Below are 23,179 nucleotides of genomic sequence, written 5' to 3' on the forward strand. Positions count from 1 at the left end.
GAAAGAACTTCACACTTGTAAGAAGCTAACGACCCGCACATGGCCGCGAGTTTACGAGCGTCCCGCCGACGCTTGCGGCGGCGTAATGATGCGGCTTGTTAACCCAGCACGCGCCGAATGATTTCCTTCTGAACACCAGGATGAAACTCTTCATATAGTGTATTAAACCGGACGTTGTTTTTCCCGTGTTCAAGCGAAATTACGAAAGCATCCGTTGAGATCCACTTAACTCTCCGACCAAATGAAACTAGCTGGTGACTTTCGAGAGATGTAACCACTGAGTCATCAAGCACCATACCAATCGCTTTGATGGTTAGGGGCGCCCCTGGTTGTGCGGCTTTAATATATACAATATCTCCAGGCTTGATGCTCCTCATAATTTGGTGAAGGTCTGGCGCCTCGCCTTCATTCCAGCCCAACCCAACGATACTTGCATCGATGAATTTTTGACTTACGTCTTCACCGTAGTAGGCTCCGACTCCGAAAATTGCCATAAGTATCTCCTTGTTGGTTAACAACATTATTAGAAGGAAAAATTCCGTGTTTAAACCCGGACAATTTCCGTCTTTCACATTTCCGGTGTTCGACAACCTAGCCGGCAGCCCTTATGACACGTAGCTTATGGTCAGCTGTTCTAAAAATGAAAGCGTGAAACACGGACTTTTTCCTTCTAACGTTCCACGAAACCAAGCGAAATACCACCCATTCACCCAGTGATATCCTTTTATTTCAGTGAATGAGCTGTTTATAGCATGGCAAAGGCGCAATTTCACGCATCTAAAAGCTGTAAGCTTTCAACAATTATTCGTTGTACTTATCAGAAAATGCATTGTGTGCACCTCTGCATTAACGACCTTGATCGTCATCCAGCTCCGCCATCAACTGAATTTCCGCTTCCAGCTCGCCCTGGGTTTCCCAGTTGTGCAGGTAGTTCTGCCATTGCTGTTCGGTCAGGGGGGTTTCATGGGCGGAGCGCCAAAGGTCCTTACGGTTGCTCAGGGTGGTGCTTAAGTCGGGCATAGCGCCGCCTACCTCGCCCCATCTATCAATCAGTAGCCAGCCCATTAACTGAATCCAGCTACTGGTTCCAGTTCGTGCACGAAACTGCGCGTATTGAGTGCAGATTTCCCGCCACTGCGGGTCGGATTCATGTTCGAGGCATGCACTTACTGCGGTAGGCCCGTGGGCAAAGCCAGAGGTCCCGCGGATACGTGCAAACGCCTTCAGATCGCTCAGCGCGGGCGCCAGACCATGCCGGGCTTTGGACTGCCCCAATAGTCGGGTTATCTCCAGCTCGTAGAAGTCGATTCGTTCCAATTGGCTGGCCCGCTCAATTATTTCTCGTATGCTCTCAGTGTCATTGGCGAACAACGCCCTTTCGGCGAGTAGATCCAGAGGCATTGCGTTGCCCGGATCAAGCTTCTGTAGTTCCGCTACGGGGTCCGGGTCGCACAGCGGTGCATTCCGCAATAGCTGGCAAGGGCGCGCAAGCAAGGACAGGGTAAGCTTGGGACGCACCCCCTCCTCAACCAGTTCGACCAGCAAAGGAGCTTGGAAATGAAGATGGCCGCTGACAAAAACAGCCTTCATAAACTGGTCGCCGGGATCTTCACTACCTAAAACGGCCAGAACCCACTCACGGTATGGCAAATCTCCAGCGTGCAGATCGTCGTCGCTCACAAGGCGGTCGAGCCAAGTGAGGTCATAGTAGGAGTGTTGGCGTGCTGCTGATTCAGGACTAGTATTTGCCAAGGAAACGCTGTGCCCCAGGGAAACGTCGGGCACATCGGGCAGGAGCCAATAAAAGGCCAGGGCGAAGGCGGCAAGAAGTGCTGGTAGTAACCAGGGTGAATCAAAGCGGGTACGCATGGGTGTTCCTTTTTCTGACCCGTAGCTTATGTAAATTGGTTGTCGTTTAAATTACTTCGATGTCTGGCGTAGCCAAAGGTTGAGACGTTTCTTCAACCGGCCGACGTAGTTCCAGATCTTGCGTTGCCGCCGATGTTAGCTTTCACTCAATCCGAGCTGTGCCCGTAACGAGTCGGTAGAGTCCAAGGTGTTCTTTTGACTGTTGGCATGAGCCATTTGCATGCGATGCACTCTATGGATAATAGCGATTAGAATTAGAGTCAACACGATATCGCTTCCACCGGAGATCTGAGCAACCACATTCGCAGTAATGAACTCGCTTAGCTCCTCCGCTCGCATGGTCAACCGATAGGAGGCATGCCCTAAAACACCTAATGCAATCCAAAAAAACCACCACCAAGGGAGAAGGGGCGATACAGTTGCACCCCTCCAATCTTGCGGATTTCTGCTCGCCTTCCAGATTTCCCTCATGGCTTGATATGGCATCCACAAGTTTGCGAGTGGAATGAAATACCAACCAATGGACCAGCCTGGAGTGAACTCCATTCCGGAAGCGCCTAGCTGGCGTGCGTTGTAATTTGCTCGGTATATCCACATCAAGGTCAAAACCCCGGCGACAATAAAGATTGCGAGCTGAACAATCGCCACCAGCCTCTGTCGCGCATCACTTGCCTCTCCAGCAGCTATAGCAAGTTCTTGTGATGCATAAACTCCCTCCTGGAAATCAGAAAGGAGCTGGTACTCAAGCATGCCAGAAATTAAGGCAATGACTGCAGCTACGACTAGAGCATACAGTAGACATAGCGTCCAATTCGTGAGGTGTGTTGGGTCCTTAAAACTGCCTGTTTGCTCTATTGACACGTGTATTTCCTATTTCTAATGTTGAAACTATGCGGACGCGCGACTTACATCGCCGCCTGACTTTGTTGGTTGTGATCCGGTGGTACATACTTGACGGTTGCCAAATCGCTGATTATTTCGGTTTTTGAAATTTGCTTTACTGCCTTTTTAAGCAGCTTCTTTAAAGTCGGCTTTAAATACGGCAAGGCATGCTCTGCAGCTATACCTTTGAGGCCCAGGAATATTGCTAGAGCAAAGATATGTTCACTTTCAAACAGATACCCATTGCGGCTGTATTCCCAACCTTGAGCGTCAACTTCAGTAAACTGCTGAAAATTACGTGCTGCGTTTGCCATGAAGACTCCGAAACCTAAGAACGTAGCAGCTATGTCTGTAGCGAACTCCCAGTTATCCCAGCCTCCTGGGGGGTCCTCGGGGCCAAAACCGGTTAAATAATGGGCTAACTCATGAGCGAAAGTAGCTACCAGCTGCGTAGGATTGCCAACGGTTGCGGGGTTGTATGTCACCACTATTTCGTTGTCCTCCCTTGCCTCAAAGGTGCCCAATGGACTATGAGGGGCATTTTGCACTCTTAGTGCTGGCGCTACTCGTACGTCAACGTCTTCTTCTTGAGCTTCTAGTTTGCACCGCCACTCTTCCATCCCTGCGTATCTTTTTACCGCCTCAAATGTCTCAATTGCAGCCTCATCAGCACTTTCAACTTTTGAGGGAAAGTATTCTCTGGTGGGCAAGACCAGCTGTGTATCCTCATAAAAGTCCTTTCCGCCAAAATTTCTTAGTAGCCACCTGAAGGTGGCAACCTGAAATTCAGTATCCTCACTGGATAAGATTGGCTTTGATTTAAATATACTCAACATGATCCTATTTCCAGGTCACTGAAAGCCACTTCGTTGATTACAATTACCGCAATGAATTCGAATGTCAGACCACGACATCCAGCCCGCTGGGCTGCACTCACTTTGCCTGAGTGAATTACTCACCGAACTCTCTTGGCTCGATAACCTTTCCCGACATGGTAACGGCCGCCATATACCCGCTACCGTGCAATCTGTTGTCATCGATCACTGGAGAGAGGGAGAACACATATAGCCAATGACCTCTCGCATCCCAACAACCGTATTCCTGAATACGAACGCTCTTTACAGCCATTGAGTCAAAGCGGTGGTAGAAGCCCTCGGCCCACTCAGTGACGATTGAAACTGCCTGGGAAACAGACAGCGGAGGCTCTCCACTATTTATATCCCACTTCTCAGCCCCCTCGAAATCCTCAGCTGAGGCGAAAAGCCCAATACTGCTTCCATCCTGCGTTCTGGTTGAAGTAAATGCTCTGTCTCCGCATTCGTATGCAAAAACAGATGAGGAAATAGCCAAGAGAATGATCGTCGCTAAAATATTTTTCATTTGTCTTCCTTATTGACAATGCCCAGCTGGGGGGCGATGACAGTGCTATGCGACGCGTTAGCGCGTCGCTGGACGCAGTTGCTGGTTAGGTGCCTTCACTTACACCTTTTGTGGGGGAGTTATTCGGGGGCGCACCAAATCGGTTAGTGTTGGCGTCGCTTGGAAAGGCACCCGTGACGATCAGCGCCCAGATTCCCCCAAACGGAATCAAATTAATGAGAGTCCACCAACCGGACCGGCCGGTATCGTGCCAACGCTTTGCCTGAACTGCTAAAGACGGCCAGAGAGTTAAAACAATGAAGAGTAAGCTGGGAGTACTTAGCTCTCCCAGAGGGCTGTCAGCGTAAATATCTATTGCGATGAGCGCCACTGTAAGGGGGATTACGTAAGCCCAAAAGAGTGATCGGTTAATGCGCCCTTCGAAGGAAAACAGATACCATTTCCAGTCCATATTAACTACTCCTTATCTATCTGAACCCATAGCTTGATCATGAACCTCGCTTTCGGTCATAAATAAACCCCTGTAGCAGGAGTGCGACGAGGATAATCAAAAAATACAGCAGGAAGTTTGAACCGTGATAAGCGAATAGTTCATATAACCCATGCTCTGCAATCAATCTCGACATGGCCTCCCATCCAGTAACGACACCGGCGGGGTTGCCTTCCGAGTCGAAAGTAATTAATCGCGAACTGAATGCTGTGGAGATACTTGAAATGATCAGCGTGTAGGGGACGGCAACGAGGAGCGCCTTAGTTATTATTGATTTAATCCTTTTCATACTCTCTCATGCCATTTGAAGTTGGTCATATTGCCAGCTTGGCCCCTGACCTTATTTCCATTGCGAATGTCGTCAAAATTAACTGTAAATTTGTGCTCGGTCAAGGCTTGTGGGGCTGTAGGCTTGGTTGAAAGGGTTAACTTACTGATATTGGGAAGGAAATCAGGCGTTTGGAAAATGAATGAGGATAGTGGTTTATGGATTCCCGCTTTCGCGGGAATGACGGTGGAGTTGGGTGGGGTCGCATTTACGTGGGAATGTGGATTCCCGCTTTCGCGCAAAGTACGGGTGTTTCCGATTAGTCAGGTATCGCCCGGCCAGCAGCTCCCGGCCGGGCGGTATTCGTTCAGGCCTCTCCGCGCTTTTGCGCTAACCGCAGGTCCAGGCGGCGCACTTCTCGCAGTACCCGATTGGCTTCCAGGTGGCTGCCCATGAAACCGCGCAGGAAGGTGCTGATCTGGACTAAGATGATGCTGACCACTCCCCAGCGCACGGCGGTCATCAGCTCCTCGGCGGTAAACATGATCCAGAGTGCGTACAGGGCGCCGAAAAAGGACAATATCTGGATAATGAATGTCACCCACATTACCCAGCCCAGCCGCCCCTGGAACAGGCCAAAGGCCTGGCGGATCCAGCCCGGCTCGTCGTGGAACTGGTCCAGCAGCTCTTGATCTTCCTTCGACAGGGCTTCGTTGATCAGTTGGTCGATGTCTTTTTCACTCATGGCTTTGCTCCTTCCAGTTGTGCCCGCAGCTTGCGGCGTGCGTGCATAAGCCGTGTTTTGATGGTGCCGGGGGCGGTGTCCAGGGCAATGGCAATCTCCGCGACCCGCATCTGCTCCAGGTAGAACAGACCCAGAGCCGCCCGCTGGTCGGGCGGTAAGTGAGCCATGGCCGCCCGGACGGTGTCTGCATCAGCGTGCGCCGACTGCGAATCCGAGTCTGTCTCCCAGGACACTTCAAGAGCTGCAGCTGACTCGCTTTCCCGGCGCCGGCGGCGACTGCTTATCGCCCTCTGGCAGCGGCGGCTGGTGATGCGAAAGGCCCAGGCGGCGAAGGCGCGGGTATCGTCGAGCCCGTGCAACCCCCGCAGGATGTCGGCCCAGGCTTCCTGGACGGCATCGGCGGCCAGTTCGCCATCACCGGTCAGCCGCCAGGCGTGGCGCAGTAGCTTGCCGTGCCAGCGCTCGGCGAGCTTGCCCATGGCGTCCCGGCTCCCGGTCCGCGCAGCTGCCGCCAGCCAGGCATCCAGCGCGCGTTCGCGTTCATCCCGCATGTGAAAACTGCTCCCCTTTTGATGTGTTGCGATCCTACAGTGCGCCCGGCGAGGGAAACGGTTCAATCTAGGGCTGATTTTTTTAGCTAAAGACTAGGTGGGGGTTTCTATAACGGTGCACATGGCTCGCTCATTCCGTCGCCCCCCTCAGCCATGCCTTACCATTATTTGTCAGCCGGTATTTTGGCAGGCGGCTGCGGGGTTTGTCGGGGATGGTCATTTCAATCACCCCCTGGCCAATAGCCGCTTGCTGAAGGCGTTCCCGGAAATGCTTTTCATCCTTCAATCCCAAGGCTGCGCCCCATTTCTCCCTGTAGCACCTCTAGCAGCCTTCCCACTCCGGGGGTGACTTCGGGGGTGACTTCGGGACCAAGCTCTTCTGCAAAGCCCTCATGCACTGACAAAGTGGTTCAGGTTCGTAGCTCACCCCGATTTCGGTTTTGGGACTTGATCGATACGCTTTTGGGTACAACTTAAAATTGAGCGTATTCCCCTACTAATTGTTTTTCAGCCTTCCAGAAGCGCAAGTAGTGACCCGCGTCCACCTCTCTATTAACCTCGTTAATCACCTTGTAACCCATGGATTCGTAGAATGTTCTAGAGGGCAACGAAATACTGAGCTTAGAGTGTCTATGGCCTGCTTTTCGCAGTTGCTCTTCAAGATGCTCCATGATTAAGCGGCCGAACCCAGTCCGCTGTGATGCTGGGGACACGAACACACCATATATTTCATTTTCAACGGTTGCCCCAGTCCCAACAATTTCGCTCCCACGCTCCAAAATCCAAATATCGCCCTGCTCGTTTCTTTTGAGTATCGCATCCTCGGAATGAAAGCCTTTGAAGAATTTGAGCACAGGAGCAGAGTAAAACGCAGCGTAGCTCTCATCGATTGTTTTGTGAATGAGCGATATAACAGGCTCAACGTCTGAAGCCTCGAACCTTCGAATAAGTGCGTCCATAGTGTTCTCTATAAGCCCTGGCACCTGTTTTGTTAATGCGAGGCCTGCTGCGATAGTTGATAACGCACCTCCATTAGCGCAAAACCCAGTAAATTAGCGCCCTTCCACAAATTGGGGTTTTCACAGGCCGGATTATCTTCGGCCAGCCCGATACCCCAAATTTTATCCACTGGGCTTGCTTCGACGAGAACGCGGTTCCCGGTATTTAGCAAAAATTCCTTTAATTCAGGGGCGCTGCTAAATTTGGCTAAATTACCAGAAACCACAATTTCAAAGCGGTGAGAATCCCATTTAGCTTGATCAAAGCCTTTGACCTCCCGGCCAATTGCCTTTGCTTCCCCGGGATTACTGGCGGATAAAAGCCTTTGTGCGGAGCCGCCATCACCAAAGAGTAGCGCTTTGCGATACATCATGTAGTGCTCAGCGGTCATGAACTTCTTGCCTTCGCACTCAAAAGGCGAATCGTACCACTGACTAAAGCAACTTTTGGACACTCCACTCTTAGGCTTTTGGTGGCCCCAGAAAAATACGTATTTCACTTTATTTCCGTGATTTACGTATTCTGCTAATTCTTCCCTACTTGATATTTTCAATTTCAGTCAACGCCTCAGGTCGTAGGACAGTGCAACCACTTAGGGTCAGCGAAGCAATTATAAGTGGCATTGAGCGCATGCGTTTCACTCTGACCATCTCAGATACCATGAAGCCAGCACAGAAGCAGGCGTCGCTATAGATGCCCCGCTCAACGGGCGGCCTTTTTACGATTATTACAAATCTTTGACAACATCAATGTACGCTCTGGATTTTTCAGTTGACGAGTTAGAAAAAGTAATTGATATTTTTCCGTTTTCTATACCTTTGCAACAGAAAGGGTTCTTCTCTGAGCTCTTGAATAGCTCATAAACGGGAATGTCACAAATTTCAGTGATGGTAGACCCACCTCGAACTCCAATCGATTCGAAGGCCTTATTGACGCTGCCAGTCCGCACCATCAACCCCACAACCACACCTTCATCCTCAGTAACTTGGCGAATTGGCAGAAAGGCTCCTTTCACAAAAACGTTATCAAGTTCATCGAATAGCTCATACGGGCTATCAAAGCATTGCTCTTGAGCCATCGCCCCGTTAGCAATTACAAAGTAAAGTAGGGCTAAGAAAAATTTGATTTTCATATAGTTCACATATTCCACGATGCGAGTATTCTCATTATTTTATTCTTTGACCGCTTGCCCCAGAGGCATATCTCTTTATCGGAAGTCGTCGAAATTAGCCGGGTGTGGTCAAGGCAAACGTCGACCTTGGTCGTTTAGTTAGAGCACTCCTACGTTCAGAACAACTTACGCTGGTCAATCAGACACCCTTCTTTCTGGATAGTAGTAATTGCTCAGCTAGATCCGTAATAACCCATTCTTCCGTTATCCGCCCATCAACAAATCGGCTTGTTACCATGTCTCGCCACTCAACAGCTCGATCACTAGGGGGGAAGCCCTTAAATTTGCTTTTATGTGTACCCCGAAAAGTCCGTTGCCAGGCTACCCGGTCCTGACCTTCAACGAGTATTTCGACATTTACGGTTAAGTCGGGAAAGCTTTTCCGAAGCTCGCCGACTACTGCACGCACTATCTTATGGCCCCCGTTTATGGTTCGACCGGTTACATGCACCGCGTAGTCAATAGCGAAGAATTCATCTACATCTTCTACATTTCCATCAACAAACAGCGAATTGTTGGCTTCTACAATCACGTGCCTATTTGCTTTTTCCATAAGCTACCTCACCTTATGCGAACGAGCAACGGCCCGCCATTTAGTTAATTGGCACTGAAACAATCGGAATAATAGAAAGTAGCAACAATACAGCCATCGATACATTAAATGCACGCCTCCGCTTGTCGCTGTTGAGAAGCCTCTGCAGGCTGGCACCAGAAGTAAGCCATATTCCCATAGCCAGTGATCCCATGAAGAAGTACATGACTATTATGGCTGCAATACTTGCCGCGATGCTAGATTGAATCGTAAATGTGGCGATTGCGCCTATGGCTATTATCCAAGCTTTTGGGTTAACCCATTGAAACAGTGCCGCTTCAAAGAAGGTGATAGGGCTTCGTATTTCACTGCCATCAGAGGCAGAGCTGGCGCTGCCGATTTTCCATGCAAAATAGACCAGGTATAGCGCCCCTGCAATTTTGAGAACCTGGTGCAGAAAAGGGCTTTGCTTAAACAATGCTCCCAGACCGAACCCGACCGCAGCAACCAATAGCAAGAAGCCGATACAAATACCAAAATAATGCGGTAAGGATTTTTTAACGCCGTGGTTAATGCCAGACGCAAAAAGCATTATGTTGTTGGGGCCCGGAGTTACGCTAGCAACAAACGTAAAAACCATTAGTGATATGAGGTACTCCATAGTTGCTGCCTAATATTCGAGTTCTAGTCCGGAAACTCTAGTTCATGCGGCTCCGCAAGTTGTCGCGCACTTCTAACGCGTCGTAGCTGTCGCTCTCTGTGGGCCGTACGCCCTTGCCCAGGCGGATTTCCAGAATCACTTCTGACTCTGATTGATTGCCCGAACGGAGTTCAGCTCCGTATGCGGTGGTGGGACGGGAGCTGGTGCTACAGCCGAGCAAGCCGCAACGGCGCTCCGTCGTCTGGGTGCGGCTTGCGCCCACTTTACTTCTAGGCTCACGCCTCTCACCGTCCACTTGTCTGTCGACAACGACAAACCAATCGTAACCCGCCATCAACGTCAGTTCGGCGGCGCGCAGTAGGGCGTAGTCCATGGCCTCGAAGCGACTGTCGCCGCGCATTTTGAAGGAAACGCGGTATCGGTTATCGGCAATTTGGCTTTCGCGGTATCCATAACCACTGCCTGAGGCGGGCTGGTACACCGCAGGGGCCGCACAGGCCGTGATGAACAGTACGGTCATCAGGATTGCTAGTGGCTTTTTCATACACTGCCTCACTGAGGTCTGGTTAACGACTGGTAACGATTGAGTTTTTGGCGCTTCTAAATGGCTATGGGTCCTGCCGCCAGTCGCGCTCGATCAATTGCTTTTCCTGGTCCGGCTCGATGATGCCGCCGGCCATCATCTGGTCCAGCGTGCTATCAAGCAATGAGCCACCGCTGGCGGTTTGATAGCTGCCAGGCTCTGTTGCCGGCTGCCGGATACTAGCCCATTGCTCCCAACCGGCATCGGCTTGTTGGGCGCGGCAAGCGATGTTCTCCGACCTTTCTCCCGAGCCGGTCACAAGGTACTGCCGGCAGTACTGCCCGTCGCGGTTTACAAAAGTAAGGCGGGGCGTCACTTGCCGACCATCGGGCAGGGCCTCGCTGGTTCCGCTGGGCAGGGTTTCCAAGTGCTGGGCGATAGGTTGGAAGGCGTTTGCTTGCTGATCCCCAACATTATCGGTTACCTGTGCCAGTCCGAACCCGAACGCGAGTGCTATCGCGGCGGCAATACCTGTTGGTGCGTTGAAGGCCTGACGGGCCCGGCGCCACAGGGGGAATTCAATCACTTGTGCGGACTCGGCCTTGGGCTCGTCCTCCGCCAGTAATTTTTGTATTCCACTGGGCAGTGGTCGCTCATCAATGGCGTGGGCTTGCTGGCTCACGAGTGCGTCCACCTCGCTTAGCTCCGCCAAGCGGTCTGCCAGTGCAGGGTCTTCGGCCAGTTGAGCGCGAACCAGCTCCATATCGGCCGGGGGCAGTTCGCCGTCCAGGAAGGCCGACAGTGTTTCGTCAGTCATTTTCATGCGCTAGTCCTCGCTACGGGTATGTTCAGGCTTTGTGTGAGAGCGGTTCGGGCGCGAGCCAGGCGGCTCATCACGGTCCCAGCGGGTATTTCCAGAGTGGCCGCCACTTCTTTGTAGGACATGCCCTGGACGGCCACGAGCGATAGCACAGCGCGCTGATCGTCCGGCAGCTTGTCCATAGCCCGGCTGACCTGATCGAGTTCGATTTCGCTGGACATGGCTCGCTCTCCATCAACGATTTCGCGATCCCGCAGTTGAGGCTGCAATGTGGCCTCCTGACGCACCTTGCGGGAACGGTAATCGTCTATCCACAAATTCCGACAAACGCGAAACAGCCACTTCGTTAGATCCACCCCTTCGGGTACAGTGTGGTTTAGCGCCCGCTCTACAGTGCTCTGTAACAGGTCGTCGGCGTCGTCCATCGCTCCGGTGAGGGAGTAGGCAAAGCGCCTTAGTTGAGGTAATACTTCGGTCAAATCGCTTTTCATAGGCAGCACCTTCCTGTTGTACCCTATTAACGGGCTAGCGCAGCTTTTTATTCCCTGACTGGGGGAATTTTTTATCCGGTGAGGCCGTTATAGTAACAGGTGGCCCACGGGCCAAACGCTCATCTTCACCGAATTTACGCCTATGAAAGCCACACGCCGCCCCCACCGCACACCGAAACGTCGACCTGCAGGCCTGGCAAAGTTACGTCCACTGACGCTGTGTCTGCTAGGCCTCAGCACATTTGCTCAGGCTCAATTGGGTTTACCGCCCACAGTGACGGATCCGGTAGGACGCACCATTGACTCTATAGAGCATGTGCGCCGCGATGCCCTCCCCTCGGCCCCCGATGTCACCAGTGCCTTGGAGCGCAGGCTGTCGGCCCCTTTGCCGGACCGGTTACCCAGCAACCTGATCCCACCGGTAGAGCCCTTGGGGGTTCTTCCGAGTAGCTTGCCGATACTGGATTCTCGGGGCGCTATCGCGTTTGTTGAGGTGGAGGTGGAAGACGGCTGGCGCGCTGTGCAGCACGAGTGGCTGCTGATGCTCGCCCCCGGGGAACTGGCTTTGCTAAAACCGCTGAATGCCGAGATTCTGGAACAGAAGCACCTGCCGGAGCTGGGGTTGGACATGGTGCGCTTCCGAGTTCCACCACGGCTGGATTCCTACGCCGCGCTGCATAAGGCGTTACCGGCGGATTTGGCCCAAAGGCTGGACCGCAACCATATCTATTCGCCGCAGGCGGGTACCCAATCTCCGGCATCAGCGCAGACCCCGCGCAAGCCATTGTGCGAGCAGGCGGTGAAGGTCGGCATGATCGATACCGGTATCGCCACCGATCACCCGGGGCTGATCAACAGCCGCATCGTGGAGCGAAGTTTCTTGCCGGAACCCCTGGGCGTGGAGGAAGTAGTGCCGCCTACGGGTCATGGCACTGCAGTAGCCGGCCTTATGGTAGGGATCATTGACGAAGCGCCAGCGCGTTTGCCGGAGGCGACGCTGTACAACGCCTCGGTGTTCTACAGCCGTAACCAGTACGCTCAGGGCGCTACCATGATGCATTTGGTTTCGGGCCTGAATTGGCTGGCCGAGCAAGGTGTGAGCGTGATCAACATGAGCCTGACGGGCCCAGACAATCGCGTATTGGCTACGGCACTAGGCCGTATTACCGGCGCAGGTACGGTGGTGGTGGCAGCTGCTGGCAACGAGGGCCCCGCCGCTCCGCCGCTTTACCCGGCGGCCTATGGTGCCGTCATTGCCGCTACCGCCGTGGATGCCAACGGGCAGGTGTATCGTTGGGCAAACCGAGGAGAGCACATAGATTTTGCCGGCCTCGGTGTGTCGGTACCCACTACGCGAGGCAATGGGGAGTTTGGCCATGAGAGTGGCACTTCCATGGCGGCGCCAACGGTTACAGCCCATGTTGCCTGTGCCTTGGCGAATCAATTGGCTTCTAGTGAGGATGTAGTGCGGTATCTGGCGGGGCAAGCGAAGGATCTTGGTGAAGCAGGCCGCGATCCGATTTTCGGCTACGGCCTGCTGGAGTAAGGGGCTACTCCCTAACACTATTCAGAACTCCACAGTCAGTAACGCCGACACACCACTTTCCCGATAATCCGCCGCGTCCAAGTTCGAATTGTATTTGCCGTGCTCGACTTTGGTCTCCAGCGTCAGCCATTCAACAAAACTGAGTGCCCAGACCGCTTCTACAACATGACTGCGGTCGTGCCGAGTGCCCGTTCCAGCTGGCGACACGGGGTTACCGGTACCGGGCAACACCCCTCCGTTTCCGACTTCAGTTATCGGTAGCGATTCCTCGTTATCGTAGTCCCGGTTTTGGTAGCGCCAGCCCAGTTGTATTTGGCTTTTTCGACCCGCTAACTCGCCTGTGTGGGAATAGCGGGCGCGCAGTTTGAGCGCGTTATTATCAAACGCTGGGGAATTGGCTTGTTCAACTTCGCGGCTTACTCCTATGGACCAAAAGGTCCGAGTGTTATTGAAAAAATAATAAACATCCGCGGCCAGTTCATCGCCATCTGCGTTGCGCTCTCGGTTGTTCTCAAAGCTTTTGTGAGTGTCGGTATAGGCACCGCGAATATACACACCCCCACTGAAAAGCCTGGCGGCGTAAAGGCTGTTTTTAGTGAGCTCCAGCAAAGGCTCGGAAGCGAGCTTAGCGTGTGCGACGTGGCGGCTTACGCCCCAGGTGATGCCCCCGAGATCAAGGGCTGCATCGAGGTATCCAATTCTGAGGTCCTGATTGAAGTCACTGTACTCGTGATACTTTCGTGAGGACATGCTGTAACTGCCTTTCAAGGTTATTCGCTCCGTCGGGTAAAGCTCACCACCGACCCGGCCGTACAAGACATTCGCCCAGTCACTCTGGCTTGATGTTTGGTCCAGTGAAGCAACCGTAAGCGTAGAAGCATAAGCACTGCCGGCCTGGAGTTTTACGTTGAAATCGGCCCTTTTATTCTGCGCCGCATCATCCTGAGCAAGCGCAGTAAAACTGGAAAAAACGGCGGCAAGAGTTAGCGCAATATGGGGTAGTTTATTCATGGTCATTGCTCCGAAAAATCACCGGTCGGGCTGATGCCCGCCGGTGCAAGTTGGTGCTAGTAGGAGAGTTTGTCGCTGAGCGTGTGTTAGCGGGATATATTGGTCTGAAGTGCCTGACTAACGGACGCTTCTGCGGCCGCGGCGACTTCGCTGGCAACTTGATCGGCCACCGCTGTGTTCACCTGCTGGGTGACTTCAGCACTCACCGCCGTCGCCGCCGCTGCGCTCACAGAGTTCGACACTTCGTTGCTCACCGATTGGCTCACTTCTGCTGCCACATCGGCGCCAGCATTCGCTGCAGCGCTCGCCGATTCCACCGCGGAAGCGGCTTGCTCCTCAGTCTGCGTGCGAACCTGTGCGGCGGTATCAATGCCTTTCTGAGCGGCGACATTTGCCGCAGCCTGTCCCTGTTCCACACGATCCCCGGCTTCCTCACCCACGGTAACCGCTGTGGTCAGGCCAGCGTCGGCACTCGCACGGGCTTGGCCCTGGGCGCTTTGTGAGAGTGAGCCGGCAACATTGCCCGTGTGTTCGGCACTGCTTTCAAGCTGACCACGGCCTTCGCCAGCGAAGTTAGTGGCGCTATCCGTAATTTCATTGGCAGTTTCTTCGGTAGACTCCCCGGTGCCGGAAATCCCATCGTCAATTTCAGAGGATCCGTTCTGGGGTGAAGACGCGTCGGGCTGTACGTTCACAGTGGCCGAACCACGAGCATCGCCCTGCGCGTCTACAGACATGTCCGAAGAAGGGTTTGAGGATTCCGAAGGGTTCTGGAGATCCTGTTCGCCTACTGGCTCATTGGCTGTACGATTTTCGGATGTTTGCATCTGAGCATCAGCTTTAACGCTAGCCTCAGCTTCGGCGTCAGCAGACATGGTTTGAGCATAGGTTGGCATAGCCAATACAGAAGCGATTGCGAGAACGAGAGTTGATTTTTTCATGGTTAAGACCTCATTGTTGGGTTTCAATGAGTTAACGTCTCAGCTAGAGATTTATTCCCTCAGCCTGTAATTAATTACGGGAAAATGATTAATGCTACAAATATTGTTTGAAGGGCAGTGTGGCGAATGACCCATGGCCATGCCGTTGAGTAACATGTTTTGGGCTGAGAAATACGGAGGCTGCGTCGATAAATTCGGCATACACTGGCAGGTCAACTACACAGGAGACAAGGTGATGGAGTTTTAATCCTACTGGCGGCTCGTACATAGTTTTACAGTTGTATAACAGACGAACGGGATCCCGACTGTTAAGATCAGCTAAAAAGGAGTCCTTATGAATTTACAACCATTGGCCAGTACGGCTCTATCACTCACCTGCGGGCTGATGCTCGTCGCCTGTGGCGGAAGCAGCGCCCCCAGCGATGTGTACAATGCCAGTGATGAAAATTTTGCCTGCCCGGATGTTTATCAGCCGGTTTGTGGACTGGCCGGAGACAACGGCCAGTATCGCTACCAAACGTTCAGTAACCGTTGTTTCGCGAAGCTGGGGGACGCCTATGTAAGCTTCGAGTCAGCCTGTGGCGCACTGGAAGACGAAGTCACCGAAGTGTCCCAACCTTTGATTGTGCAAGGCGGTATTGAACAGCTACCGGAGTCTTCAACCAGCATCACGGTCCTTGACAGTGAGATAATACAGGATGTGGCACAGCTAACCCTTGAGCACAGCGGCGGTTGTGACGTACATCACTTTGGCCTTAATGTGGCGCCTCCGTTTATGGAGAGCTGGCCTTTGCAAATTCACGGCCGCTTAACACACGAAACCGAGGATACTTGTGAGGCTGTCGTTATCAGTCAAGTCAGCATCGACCTATTGCCCCTGAAAAATCTCTATCGTATGAGCTATAAAAGTGAGTCGGGAGAAATCATGATCCCCTACGTGGGTCTGTATCAGTTTTAGACGAGACGCGAGGCAAACTCGCCTCGTCAACCTGAATTTGCAGGCGAAACCGTTGAGTTAGCCAGTTACCGAACGATGCCTTTTTACCCGGTACATATCGCCATCCGCATGGCTCAACAAGGTATCAGCATCCTCTCCGTCCGCGGGATAACAGGCCACGCCGATACTGCAGGACGGCATTCCGATCCCTTCGAAGTCAGCGCCCAGCGGCTCGGCCAGGACGTTAAGAATCTGCTCCACCTTCTCAGCGACGACATCCGCCGACTGGATATTTGTCAACAAAACAGTAAATTCATCGCCGCCCATCCGTGCCACCGTGTCAGTCTCACGTACGCAGCCTTCGAGCCGTCGCGCAATGGTACAGAGCAACCTATCACCCATCGCATGTCCGTTGAGGTCATTGATCATCTTGAAGTCATTGAGATCCAGAAATAGCAAAGCCAGACTGTTCTGATGTCGGCGAGCCGCGCGCAGCCCCGACTCCAGTCGATCATAGAACAGGGACCGGTTCGCCAATTTTGTCAGGGGATCATGATGGGCGAGGAAACGTAATTCCGCCTCGGCCTGCCTGAGTGTCGTCACGTCACGCGCGACACCGATCCGCACACCCTCCTCCTCATACCAGCGCGCAGACCACAGGATGTGCACGATACCGCCATCCTTGCGGATGTATCGGTTGCGGAAATCGAGGTGGGGCTGGCCTTCCATGACCCGACGAATAGAGTCCTTGGTAGTCTCCAGGTCCTCTGGGTGCATATAGTCGGTGATCGGGGTGCCGATCAGTTCATCCGCACGGTAACCGAGCAGTGTCTCACAGGCATCACTGACGAAAATTATCTGGTTGTCACTATCGACCACAAAGACCGTATCCAGCATCAGATTGATCAACTTGGGCGAGAGCGCTTGTAGATCAACGGGCATAGGTCAGAGGCTCCAGTTCACAAAGCCCGATTGTAACCCGATCAGTCAGGAAGGCAGCAAGGAATCCTCAAAATACGAGCCAGCCCCCCTATATCTCCATCTTCCGAAGAACCGTCATCCCCGACTCCGATCGGGGATCCACTGCCCCAATACCCCAGCAGGGTGGATCCCCGCGTTCGCGGGGATGACAAAAAATTGAGACTAAAACTTAAAAAACGTTTTGCGGTAGTGCTTAAGCTCTTCAATAGAATCTTTGATATCGTCCAGCGCTAAATGGGAGCCTTGTTTTTTTACGCCATCGGCCACTTCCGGGCACCAGCGGCGGGCGAGTTCTTTGATGGTGCTGACATCCAGGTTGCGGTAGTGGAAGTAGTTTTCCAGCATGGGCATGCCGCGCACCATGAAGCGCCGGTCCTGGCAGATGGAGTTGCCGCACATGGGGGATTTGCCTTTGGGGACCCATTGCTGCAGGAACTCTATGGTGTCTACCTCGGCGTGAGCGAGGGTGATGGTGCTTTCTTTCACACGTTGCGTCAGGCCGGATTTGCCGTGCTGGCGGGTGTTCCATTCATCCATACCTTCCATAATGTGGTCCGCCTGGTGTATGGCGTACACGGGGCCTTCGGCGAGGATGTTGAGGTCGGGGTCCGTCACCACGGTGGCGATTTCGATAATGACGTCGTTATCCGGATCCAAACCGGTCATTTCCAGGTCGATCCATATCAAATTGTTTTCAGAGCTCATAAGCGGTAATTTCCAACTGAATAGGGCACAATAAGCCTAACCCGCCACACAGCCCAGAACAACCGGTACGCCTGGAGAATCCCCACCCATTTATGAGTAAGCGTAAACTGACTCGCCGCCAGAGCTGGCGCATTGCCAAAATCCAGGAAGAACGAAGCGCCCGCGCCGCCAAACGGCAAGGCAGTGCCGAGGAACAACTGCAAGAAGGCGATCTGGGGCCGGAACAGCACGGGCTGATCATCACCCACTTTGGCACTCAAGTATTGGTTGAGGCGAACGGTGAGAGCAAGCGCTGTCACTTTCGCGCCAACCTGGGCTCGCTGGTCGCGGGGGATCAAGTGGTTTGGCGCGACGGCAACCCTTATGGCGTTGTGGTGGCCATCCAACCGCGCCAATCGGCGCTGATGCGTCCGGATCCTTACGGTGACCTGAAGACGGTAGCCGCTAATATTGACCGCCTTGTGATTGTGGTGGCCCCCTACCCCGAACCGCATTTGAACTTGATTGATCGCTACCTGGTGGCAGCGGAAGCCAGCGATATTCCGCCGGTGATTCTGATCAACAAAATCGACAGCATTGATGAGCGAAGCCAGAACGCTATCCGCGCAATTGAAGAGCTGTACCCAAAACTGGCCTACCAAGTGCTGCGCGTGTCCACACATACGGGCGAGGGGTTGGATGGTCTGGCCAATTATTTGTCGGAGTTCACCAGCGCTTTTGTGGGCCAATCGGGGGTGGGCAAATCGTCTCTGGCCAATTCACTGCTGCCCGGTATCAACCTCCGGGTGGGCGCCCTATCGGAACGTCAGACCGGCAGCCATACCACCACCAACGCGCGGTTGTTTCACTTTCCCAATGGCGGTCATTTGATCGACTCACCGGGTATTCGCGAATTCGGCCTGTGGCACATGAGTGAAGGGGAGATTATCGAAGCCTTTGTGGAATTTCGGCCTTTTTTGGGGCATTGCAAGTTTCGCGATTGCTCCCACAACAGCGAGCCTGGCTGCGCCCTTCTGGTGGCGCTAGAGGAGGGAAAACTTCATACCAGCCGTATGGCCAGCTATCGTCAGATTATTTCGGACTTGGGCGGTAAGAGCAGGAACTAAAAGTGGCCATCCTTGGCCGGGCTACCATTAACGGAAATCTGGGAGTTGATCGAGGGTTATCACCAGTTCGTGGTGATACACATGGATCTTGTGATCGTTCTCGTTGTAATACTCTCCAGTCCAAAAGTTATTGCTGTTGGTTACGCCTTCTTCGCTGTTGCCATCGTTCCAGGTAACGAAGTAGAGCCACCAGGCGCCGTCCTCAGCCATCAAATCCGGATCAGGAATGGTGCCGTTTTCTGTGATGGCTACCATTTTGTCGGTACTGTCTGGGTAATTCAGCGCGCTCATGAACTGGTTCACTTTAGAGCTGTAATCCTGCGCTGTGCCGTAAAGGTCCTCACCGATAATGTCCACGTAATCGTCGCCGGGATACCAATTGGCCGCCTGCCCGTTCCAAACCCAAATGAGGTTGTTCAGCTCATAATGGTGGGTCAGCCGCTCATAGAGGTATTGCCACAACGCAATTTGAGCCTGAGCCGGTGAAGTGGCGTCGGGACGGCCGTCCGCACCCCACCAGAACCAACCACCGGAAGCCTCATGCAAGGGGCGCCATAAAACGGGAACGCCTGCCTCTTGCAGCGTCAGCAACTCCTGGGCAATAACATCCACGTCCGCTTCGATTTGCGCGAAGGTTTCGCTGGAAGTATCCAACTCATCGCCATCCATGGGAATAAAGAAGTCGTTCAGGTCGGTGTAAAACTCGTAGGTGGCATCACTGGGGTCGCGCCAGTGCCAACAGAAAGTCACCAACCCACCGCGCTCCCAGTGCTCGATGGCTTCTTCGGTTTGCATTAAGCCCGAGCCAGCATCGACGTTACCGGTGTAGTTCATGAAGTCGTAGCCCATAATCGCTGGAGCCAGGCCGGTGTCATTGACTACACGCTGAAACATGTCGATGGAATCATCCCAGGTGAGGTCCTGTTGCCCCGATAGAATTTGCGTTCCGAAAACTGAACGCAGGTACCGATAGACGCCAAGGGTTACTTCATCGGCATTGGGGTTTACCAGGTCTTCTGAAATGACCAGCCTCTCCACCGGGCTGGCATTCGGGTCGATAGAGCCACGCTCGACTACACAGGTCTGTTCACCGCCTCCGAAGTCCTGCTTACCCCAGCCGGTGGCGCGGTCGCCCACGCCGTCGGTGCAGTAGGGGTAATGAACACCTTCAATGGCGACGTATTCCAACGAGCTGCCATCAAAGACCGGGCCGGTATCGGCGCTGTTGCTGACGGGACTGCCGCCGCATGCGCTTAAAAGCACCGGCAATGTCGCCACCAGATAGGGCATGATAAATTTGTTTTTCATGGGGTTTTCACCTTCATTGTTGTTTGTCAGTCGGGAACCCTGCCAGGCAGGGTTCCCCTACTTCTCAGCGAACGTTGGAGTTACAGATCCCACTGAATCCCGACGGTTATGCGACGCCCGTTGTACCAGGTGTGCTCGACATTGCTTTCCCACTGGAAGTACACCTCCGCTTTTTCCTCAAGGAGGTTGGTCGCCTGCACATTCACTTTAATGTTGTCCGTCAACTCATAGCTGAAGGACGCATCCAAGTAATGCGTTGGTTGCGTAAAGCGCGCGAAGTACCGCCGGTTGTCGTCGCCCCCCGTTCTCATCACACCGTTAAAGACTTTGCTCCGGTAGTTGTGAGCAATACGCGCCTCCCAAGGGCCCGACTCATACCAAACGGCAAAGTTGGATTGGTGCGTGGAGTTGCCTCCGTTGGGCATGCGGTTGCCGTAGAAGTCAAAGTCGTTACTGCTACCCGGTGAGTAGGTGTAGTTCGCCTGCACACCGAAGTTCCTCCAAAAGCCGGGCAGGAAGTCCAACTCTTGCTGATAGCCCACTTCCAGACCGCGGGTATAGGAGCTATCGCTTCGAGTCACGGTTGTGGAAATGGGAACGGTGCCGGTGAAGCTGTCGGTTTCCGTGTCGTATCCGCGGACCACGCCATCGCTGTCTTCAATGTCGTCGCGCTGAACCAGGGTAGTTTCAAACGCTGTGTTGTGTTGCACCCAGAACAAACCGAGGTGCAGTATGCCGCTGTCACTGAAGTACCACTCGTAGGACATTTCCGCGTTGGTATTGCGGTTGGGCTCAAGGTGCGGGTTACCGGATTGGCTACCGCCAGTAGCACAGAACACGGCGTTCCCCTGATCATCCTCGACGCCGCAGACCAAGGTTCTGTTTACCGTGAGGCCGCCGCCGAGCATATGGGTATTGTGAGTGGATACCGTCTTGTTGGCCGCCAGGCGAAGCACCTGATCAGAGGTGACATCGAAAGCCATGTTGAAGGCCGGCAGCAGGTCGCCGTAGCCGGTTTCGGTTCTGATGTGAGCACCGTCCGGTTTCAGCATACCCAAGGCACTGGAGATGTAGTACTCCTGGTTATTGAAAGTCGCTACACTTCCTGAGAGGGCTTCACTTTGCAGTATGTCGAAGTCCGTGCGAACGTAACGGGCGCCAATGTTACCGGTGTAGGGCAAGCCGAAGATGTCGCCGTCCAGATCCAGTTGCAGGTAAACGGATTGGGTGACCTCCTCCAGCTTATAAGTATCCGCGGCGTTGGGTACCTGAATATTTACGCCGTATAGCGCATCGTGCCACGCCAACGGGTCTTTCATGGATTCCGGGTCCACTACCCACAGTGAGCCCAGGCCGGTGGCGCCGTGAAAGTCGCTGACCTCCTTGATCATTCCATACTTGTTCAACTGGGTGAACGAGATGGGATCAATAAAAGACTCGCCCGTTTCCGGTGCCGTGCTGGCCGTGTCTTTCCAGCGGGACAGGTAGGCATCGCCATAGGCGTTGGTGCGGGCAACACCACCAATCCAGCCTTTTCTCTCCACGTCGCGAACACCATAGCGTACGCCAAACGACACGGCGGACAAATGGGGTAAGCTCAGGTCATAAGCGGTGTCCAGCCGAATGACATTTAGCTCAGCCTGGCTGTCCTGGCCAGTGAGGTTGGTGGAGGTCAGGTTGTAACGGTCCAGGTTGCTACCGAAGCGCTCGTAGGTGACCGAACCATCATCCTCTACCACACGCATGGTCGGGAAGGTCCAGTGCTGACCCCGACTGTCGGTGCGAATATGCACGGGAATCTGGGTGTAGGAGTCCACCACAGGCGTGCCATCGGGCAACTCTGCCCACTGGCCTTGATACCCCCAAGGGTTCACATCACTGATCCGTTCGCCGCCGACACCCACATACTCGGCGCCAACTTGGGAGCCATCATTCACGTAGGAATCTACCGTGCTGTTCGCATCGTTATTACTGGCTGAACCATACACCCAGCGAAGGGTGCCCGTCAGGCGGCCGCCATTGTCAAAGTTCAACTCCAGGTTGCTGTTGAAGGCTTCCTTATCAATCGCCCGGGCATTGCTGTTGGTGGCCGCGCGCCGCGCCTGATAAGTGCCGGACTGAACGGTGACGTAGTTGCTGTTCGGAACCACCTGACCACTAACGATATTTGGGTAGGCGGTGTAGCCGTCTACATCCGGGGTAAACCAGCCAGTCTGAGTTTGCCACGCTTGCTCAATCACAAAACCGGCGTCGTACTGATACTCTTCCAGGTTGGTGTAGAACACATCACCCGTCAGCTCAAAGGCATCGGTGATCTGAAACTGAATAGCACCATTGACGCCGATGCGCTCGCGCTCCACAAAGCGATTGTTGACTTCCCAACCCTGCGGCGCCCAAAAGACATCATTGCTGTGGCCGTTACCCAGCACATCCACATTTTCCGTCACAAAGTTGCTTGCTTCCGTGGCATTGAACTGCCACCAGTCGCCCTGCTTACCCGCCTTGTAATCAGACAGGTTGGAATCGCTGTAGGAGAGGTTGAGCGTGGCACCGAAACGGTGATTGTGGTTGTAGCCAACAAAAGTGGAATAGGACGGGTCAGCAGAACTGCCCAGGGAATCATTGGTGACTTCCGCTCGCGCAGAGGCAGTCCAGCCATCGGTCAAATCGAAGGGCCGGCGTGTCTGCAAATTAATGGTGCCCGCCAAGCCGCTGACCATATGCCGCGCTTCTGAAGATTTATACACTTCCAAGCCCGACACCATGGTGGAGGGCACGTCAGCAAAGTCCGGCGACACAGTGGTAATGGAGCCGGCCGGCAGCATCTGTTCGCCATTCAATGTCGTGGTGATGTTGCCATTGCCACGAATATTGACCGAGGCACCTTCACCGGCGGAGCGTCCGATTTGAATACCGGGAATGCGCTGTAGTGAGTCCGCGATGGTGGCGTCCGGCAGTTTGCCTATGTCGGTGGCCGTAATGGCATCCACTACCGACCCGGCATTGCGTTTGATGTCCACAGACCTAGCCAATGAGGCGCGGATACCGGTAACAACCACTTCTTCAAGTACTGGCTCGTCTTGGGCCATAGCAACGCCGGGCAATTGCATAATGCCGGCCAGCACACTGATAGGTAAGAGTTTTCGTTTAAACAATTGGAAAGACATAATCAGTCCCTCTTGGTATTTCATTATTTTGTGCCGGTTTCGCCGATGGTTTTCTGTTTGCTCAGAGCGAAAGCTGGCTTTTATTTGGTTCATCT

27 protein-coding genes are annotated in these 23,179 nt (G+C 53.6%); 3 read left to right on the forward strand and 24 right to left on the reverse strand.

Annotation, left to right across the window (positions count from 1 at the left end; all coding sequences use genetic code 11):
- Positions 1-98: 98 nt before the first annotated feature.
- From RBH33_RS06720 to RBH33_RS06800, 18 genes are all read right to left on the reverse strand, one after another.
- Positions 99-494: a hypothetical protein gene (locus tag RBH33_RS06720; RefSeq protein WP_306731387.1), complete on the reverse strand. Its 396-nt coding sequence runs from the start codon at positions 492-494 to the stop codon at positions 99-101.
- A gap of 352 nt (positions 495-846) precedes the next feature.
- Complete coding sequence (locus RBH33_RS06725) at positions 847-1,869, reverse strand: hypothetical protein (protein ID WP_306731388.1); 1,023 nt, start codon at positions 1,867-1,869, stop codon at positions 847-849.
- 135 nt (positions 1,870-2,004) lie between these two features.
- A complete protein-coding gene (locus tag RBH33_RS06730; RefSeq protein WP_306731389.1) occupies positions 2,005-2,730 on the reverse strand; it encodes a DUF4328 domain-containing protein in 726 nt (241 codons plus the stop codon).
- Between the two features lie 44 nt (positions 2,731-2,774).
- Positions 2,775-3,587, reverse strand: a complete 813-nt coding sequence (locus RBH33_RS06735) for a hypothetical protein (protein WP_306731390.1) — start codon at positions 3,585-3,587, stop codon at positions 2,775-2,777.
- Between the two features lie 115 nt (positions 3,588-3,702).
- The gene (locus tag RBH33_RS06740; RefSeq protein WP_306731391.1) at positions 3,703-4,131 is read right to left on the reverse strand and encodes a hypothetical protein; all 429 of its coding nucleotides are present in this window, start codon (positions 4,129-4,131) and stop codon (positions 3,703-3,705) included.
- Positions 4,132-4,216: 85 nt separating this feature from the next.
- Positions 4,217-4,582, reverse strand: coding sequence for a DUF805 domain-containing protein (locus RBH33_RS06745; protein ID WP_306731392.1), 366 nt, complete (start codon positions 4,580-4,582; stop codon positions 4,217-4,219).
- 37 nt (positions 4,583-4,619) lie between these two features.
- Positions 4,620-4,910 (reverse strand): hypothetical protein, encoded by a 291-nt coding sequence (locus tag RBH33_RS06750; protein WP_306731393.1) that lies wholly within the window; start codon positions 4,908-4,910, stop codon positions 4,620-4,622.
- A gap of 346 nt (positions 4,911-5,256) precedes the next feature.
- The gene (locus RBH33_RS06755) at positions 5,257-5,634 is read right to left on the reverse strand and encodes a DUF6768 family protein (protein ID WP_306731394.1); all 378 of its coding nucleotides are present in this window, start codon (positions 5,632-5,634) and stop codon (positions 5,257-5,259) included.
- Entirely contained in the window at positions 5,631-6,185 is a 555-nt protein-coding gene (locus RBH33_RS06760) for an RNA polymerase sigma factor (protein WP_306731395.1), read from the reverse strand. The genes RBH33_RS06755 and RBH33_RS06760 overlap by 4 nt, the downstream gene beginning before the upstream one ends.
- A 130-nt stretch (positions 6,186-6,315) precedes the next feature.
- Positions 6,316-6,477: a Fic family protein gene (locus RBH33_RS17750; RefSeq protein WP_373568235.1), complete on the reverse strand. Its 162-nt coding sequence runs from the start codon at positions 6,475-6,477 to the stop codon at positions 6,316-6,318.
- Positions 6,478-6,658: 181 nt separating this feature from the next.
- On the reverse strand, positions 6,659-7,144 hold the full coding sequence (locus RBH33_RS06765; protein WP_306731396.1) for a GNAT family N-acetyltransferase: 486 nt from the start codon (positions 7,142-7,144) through the stop codon (positions 6,659-6,661).
- Between the two features lie 32 nt (positions 7,145-7,176).
- Positions 7,177-7,737 carry an NADAR family protein gene (locus RBH33_RS06770; protein ID WP_306731397.1) on the reverse strand — a complete coding sequence of 187 codons (561 nt, stop codon included), beginning with the start codon at positions 7,735-7,737 and terminating at the stop codon, positions 7,177-7,179.
- Between the two features lie 174 nt (positions 7,738-7,911).
- Entirely contained in the window at positions 7,912-8,316 is a 405-nt protein-coding gene (locus RBH33_RS06775; RefSeq protein WP_306731398.1) for a hypothetical protein, read from the reverse strand.
- Between the two features lie 178 nt (positions 8,317-8,494).
- Positions 8,495-8,908 carry an ester cyclase gene (locus RBH33_RS06780; RefSeq protein WP_306731399.1) on the reverse strand — a complete coding sequence of 138 codons (414 nt, stop codon included), beginning with the start codon at positions 8,906-8,908 and terminating at the stop codon, positions 8,495-8,497.
- A 40-nt stretch (positions 8,909-8,948) separates the two neighbouring features.
- Complete coding sequence (locus RBH33_RS06785) at positions 8,949-9,548, reverse strand: LysE family translocator (RefSeq protein ID WP_306731400.1); 600 nt, start codon at positions 9,546-9,548, stop codon at positions 8,949-8,951.
- A 37-nt stretch (positions 9,549-9,585) separates the two neighbouring features.
- Positions 9,586-10,092 (reverse strand): CC0125/CC1285 family lipoprotein, encoded by a 507-nt coding sequence (locus tag RBH33_RS06790; protein ID WP_306731401.1) that lies wholly within the window; start codon positions 10,090-10,092, stop codon positions 9,586-9,588.
- Between the two features lie 64 nt (positions 10,093-10,156).
- Positions 10,157-10,894, reverse strand: a complete 738-nt coding sequence (locus RBH33_RS06795; RefSeq protein ID WP_306731402.1) for an anti-sigma factor — start codon at positions 10,892-10,894, stop codon at positions 10,157-10,159.
- Entirely contained in the window at positions 10,891-11,382 is a 492-nt protein-coding gene (locus RBH33_RS06800; RefSeq protein WP_306731403.1) for an RNA polymerase sigma factor, read from the reverse strand. Before RBH33_RS06800 ends, RBH33_RS06795 begins: the two co-directional genes overlap by 4 nt.
- A gap of 142 nt (positions 11,383-11,524) precedes the next feature.
- On the opposite strand from RBH33_RS06800, the gene RBH33_RS06805 reads away from it, so the two are divergent.
- Positions 11,525-12,928: a S8 family serine peptidase gene (locus tag RBH33_RS06805; RefSeq protein ID WP_306731404.1), complete on the forward strand. Its 1,404-nt coding sequence runs from the start codon at positions 11,525-11,527 to the stop codon at positions 12,926-12,928.
- Positions 12,929-12,949: 21 nt separating this feature from the next.
- Here RBH33_RS06805 and RBH33_RS06810 read toward each other — a convergent pair whose 3' ends face one another.
- Together RBH33_RS06810 and RBH33_RS06815 are read right to left on the reverse strand one after the other, a co-directional pair.
- Positions 12,950-13,939: a hypothetical protein gene (locus RBH33_RS06810; RefSeq protein ID WP_306731405.1), complete on the reverse strand. Its 990-nt coding sequence runs from the start codon at positions 13,937-13,939 to the stop codon at positions 12,950-12,952.
- An 86-nt stretch (positions 13,940-14,025) separates the two neighbouring features.
- A complete protein-coding gene (locus RBH33_RS06815) occupies positions 14,026-14,880 on the reverse strand; it encodes a hypothetical protein (protein ID WP_306731406.1) in 855 nt (284 codons plus the stop codon).
- Between the two features lie 334 nt (positions 14,881-15,214).
- Between RBH33_RS06815 and RBH33_RS06820 the strand changes: the two genes are divergently transcribed.
- On the forward strand, positions 15,215-15,838 hold the full coding sequence (locus tag RBH33_RS06820; RefSeq protein WP_306731407.1) for a hypothetical protein: 624 nt from the start codon (positions 15,215-15,217) through the stop codon (positions 15,836-15,838).
- A 57-nt stretch (positions 15,839-15,895) separates the two neighbouring features.
- Here RBH33_RS06820 and RBH33_RS06825 read toward each other — a convergent pair whose 3' ends face one another.
- The gene (locus RBH33_RS06825) at positions 15,896-16,759 is read right to left on the reverse strand and encodes a sensor domain-containing diguanylate cyclase (RefSeq protein ID WP_306731408.1); all 864 of its coding nucleotides are present in this window, start codon (positions 16,757-16,759) and stop codon (positions 15,896-15,898) included.
- Positions 16,760-16,960: 201 nt separating this feature from the next.
- Positions 16,961-17,503 carry an oligoribonuclease gene (gene orn, locus RBH33_RS06830; protein ID WP_306731409.1) on the reverse strand — a complete coding sequence of 181 codons (543 nt, stop codon included), beginning with the start codon at positions 17,501-17,503 and terminating at the stop codon, positions 16,961-16,963.
- A 92-nt stretch (positions 17,504-17,595) separates the two neighbouring features.
- Here orn and rsgA point away from each other — a divergent pair, with 92 nt between their 5' ends.
- Entirely contained in the window at positions 17,596-18,609 is a 1,014-nt protein-coding gene (gene rsgA, locus RBH33_RS06835; protein WP_306731410.1) for a small ribosomal subunit biogenesis GTPase RsgA, read from the forward strand.
- Positions 18,610-18,636: 27 nt separating this feature from the next.
- Here the strand turns inward: rsgA and RBH33_RS06840 are convergent, their stop codons facing one another.
- Together RBH33_RS06840 and RBH33_RS06845 are read right to left on the reverse strand one after the other, a co-directional pair.
- On the reverse strand, positions 18,637-19,917 hold the full coding sequence (locus tag RBH33_RS06840) for a glycosyl hydrolase (protein ID WP_306731411.1): 1,281 nt from the start codon (positions 19,915-19,917) through the stop codon (positions 18,637-18,639).
- Between the two features lie 80 nt (positions 19,918-19,997).
- On the reverse strand, positions 19,998-23,084 hold the full coding sequence (locus RBH33_RS06845; protein ID WP_306731412.1) for a TonB-dependent receptor: 3,087 nt from the start codon (positions 23,082-23,084) through the stop codon (positions 19,998-20,000).
- Positions 23,085-23,179 lie beyond the last annotated feature (95 nt).

Source organism: Marinimicrobium hydrolyticum (assembly GCF_030848505.1).
GTDB lineage: Bacteria > Pseudomonadota > Gammaproteobacteria > Pseudomonadales > Cellvibrionaceae > JAVDDU01.

What these genes read in the sequence shown, in the direction of transcription:
- RBH33_RS06720 (WP_306731387.1), bottom strand. Translation starts at nt 494, where the DNA reads ATGGCAATTTTCGGAGTCGGAGCCTACTACGGTGAAGACGTAAGTCAA.
- RBH33_RS06725 (WP_306731388.1), bottom strand. Translation starts at nt 1,869, where the DNA reads ATGCGTACCCGCTTTGATTCACCCTGGTTACTACCAGCACTTCTTGCC.
- RBH33_RS06735 (WP_306731390.1), bottom strand. Translation starts at nt 3,587, where the DNA reads ATGTTGAGTATATTTAAATCAAAGCCAATCTTATCCAGTGAGGATACT.
- RBH33_RS06740 (WP_306731391.1), bottom strand. Translation starts at nt 4,131, where the DNA reads ATGAAAAATATTTTAGCGACGATCATTCTCTTGGCTATTTCCTCATCT.
- RBH33_RS06745 (WP_306731392.1), bottom strand. Translation starts at nt 4,582, where the DNA reads ATGGACTGGAAATGGTATCTGTTTTCCTTCGAAGGGCGCATTAACCGA.
- RBH33_RS06750 (WP_306731393.1), bottom strand. Translation starts at nt 4,910, where the DNA reads ATGAAAAGGATTAAATCAATAATAACTAAGGCGCTCCTCGTTGCCGTC.
- RBH33_RS06755 (WP_306731394.1), bottom strand. Translation starts at nt 5,634, where the DNA reads ATGAGTGAAAAAGACATCGACCAACTGATCAACGAAGCCCTGTCGAAG.
- RBH33_RS06760 (WP_306731395.1), bottom strand. Translation starts at nt 6,185, where the DNA reads ATGCGGGATGAACGCGAACGCGCGCTGGATGCCTGGCTGGCGGCAGCT.
- RBH33_RS06765 (WP_306731396.1), bottom strand. Translation starts at nt 7,144, where the DNA reads ATGGACGCACTTATTCGAAGGTTCGAGGCTTCAGACGTTGAGCCTGTT.
- RBH33_RS06775 (WP_306731398.1), bottom strand. Translation starts at nt 8,316, where the DNA reads ATGAAAATCAAATTTTTCTTAGCCCTACTTTACTTTGTAATTGCTAAC.
- RBH33_RS06780 (WP_306731399.1), bottom strand. Translation starts at nt 8,908, where the DNA reads ATGGAAAAAGCAAATAGGCACGTGATTGTAGAAGCCAACAATTCGCTG.
- RBH33_RS06785 (WP_306731400.1), bottom strand. Translation starts at nt 9,548, where the DNA reads ATGGAGTACCTCATATCACTAATGGTTTTTACGTTTGTTGCTAGCGTA.
- RBH33_RS06790 (WP_306731401.1), bottom strand. Translation starts at nt 10,092, where the DNA reads ATGAAAAAGCCACTAGCAATCCTGATGACCGTACTGTTCATCACGGCC.
- RBH33_RS06795 (WP_306731402.1), bottom strand. Translation starts at nt 10,894, where the DNA reads ATGAAAATGACTGACGAAACACTGTCGGCCTTCCTGGACGGCGAACTG.
- RBH33_RS06800 (WP_306731403.1), bottom strand. Translation starts at nt 11,382, where the DNA reads ATGAAAAGCGATTTGACCGAAGTATTACCTCAACTAAGGCGCTTTGCC.
- RBH33_RS06805 (WP_306731404.1), top strand. Translation starts at nt 11,525, where the DNA reads ATGAAAGCCACACGCCGCCCCCACCGCACACCGAAACGTCGACCTGCA.
- RBH33_RS06810 (WP_306731405.1), bottom strand. Translation starts at nt 13,939, where the DNA reads ATGAATAAACTACCCCATATTGCGCTAACTCTTGCCGCCGTTTTTTCC.
- RBH33_RS06815 (WP_306731406.1), bottom strand. Translation starts at nt 14,880, where the DNA reads ATGAAAAAATCAACTCTCGTTCTCGCAATCGCTTCTGTATTGGCTATG.
- RBH33_RS06820 (WP_306731407.1), top strand. Translation starts at nt 15,215, where the DNA reads ATGAATTTACAACCATTGGCCAGTACGGCTCTATCACTCACCTGCGGG.
- RBH33_RS06825 (WP_306731408.1), bottom strand. Translation starts at nt 16,759, where the DNA reads ATGCCCGTTGATCTACAAGCGCTCTCGCCCAAGTTGATCAATCTGATG.
- orn (WP_306731409.1), bottom strand. Translation starts at nt 17,503, where the DNA reads ATGAGCTCTGAAAACAATTTGATATGGATCGACCTGGAAATGACCGGT.
- rsgA (WP_306731410.1), top strand. Translation starts at nt 17,596, where the DNA reads ATGAGTAAGCGTAAACTGACTCGCCGCCAGAGCTGGCGCATTGCCAAA.
- RBH33_RS06840 (WP_306731411.1), bottom strand. Translation starts at nt 19,917, where the DNA reads ATGAAAAACAAATTTATCATGCCCTATCTGGTGGCGACATTGCCGGTG.
- RBH33_RS06845 (WP_306731412.1), bottom strand. Translation starts at nt 23,084, where the DNA reads ATGTCTTTCCAATTGTTTAAACGAAAACTCTTACCTATCAGTGTGCTG.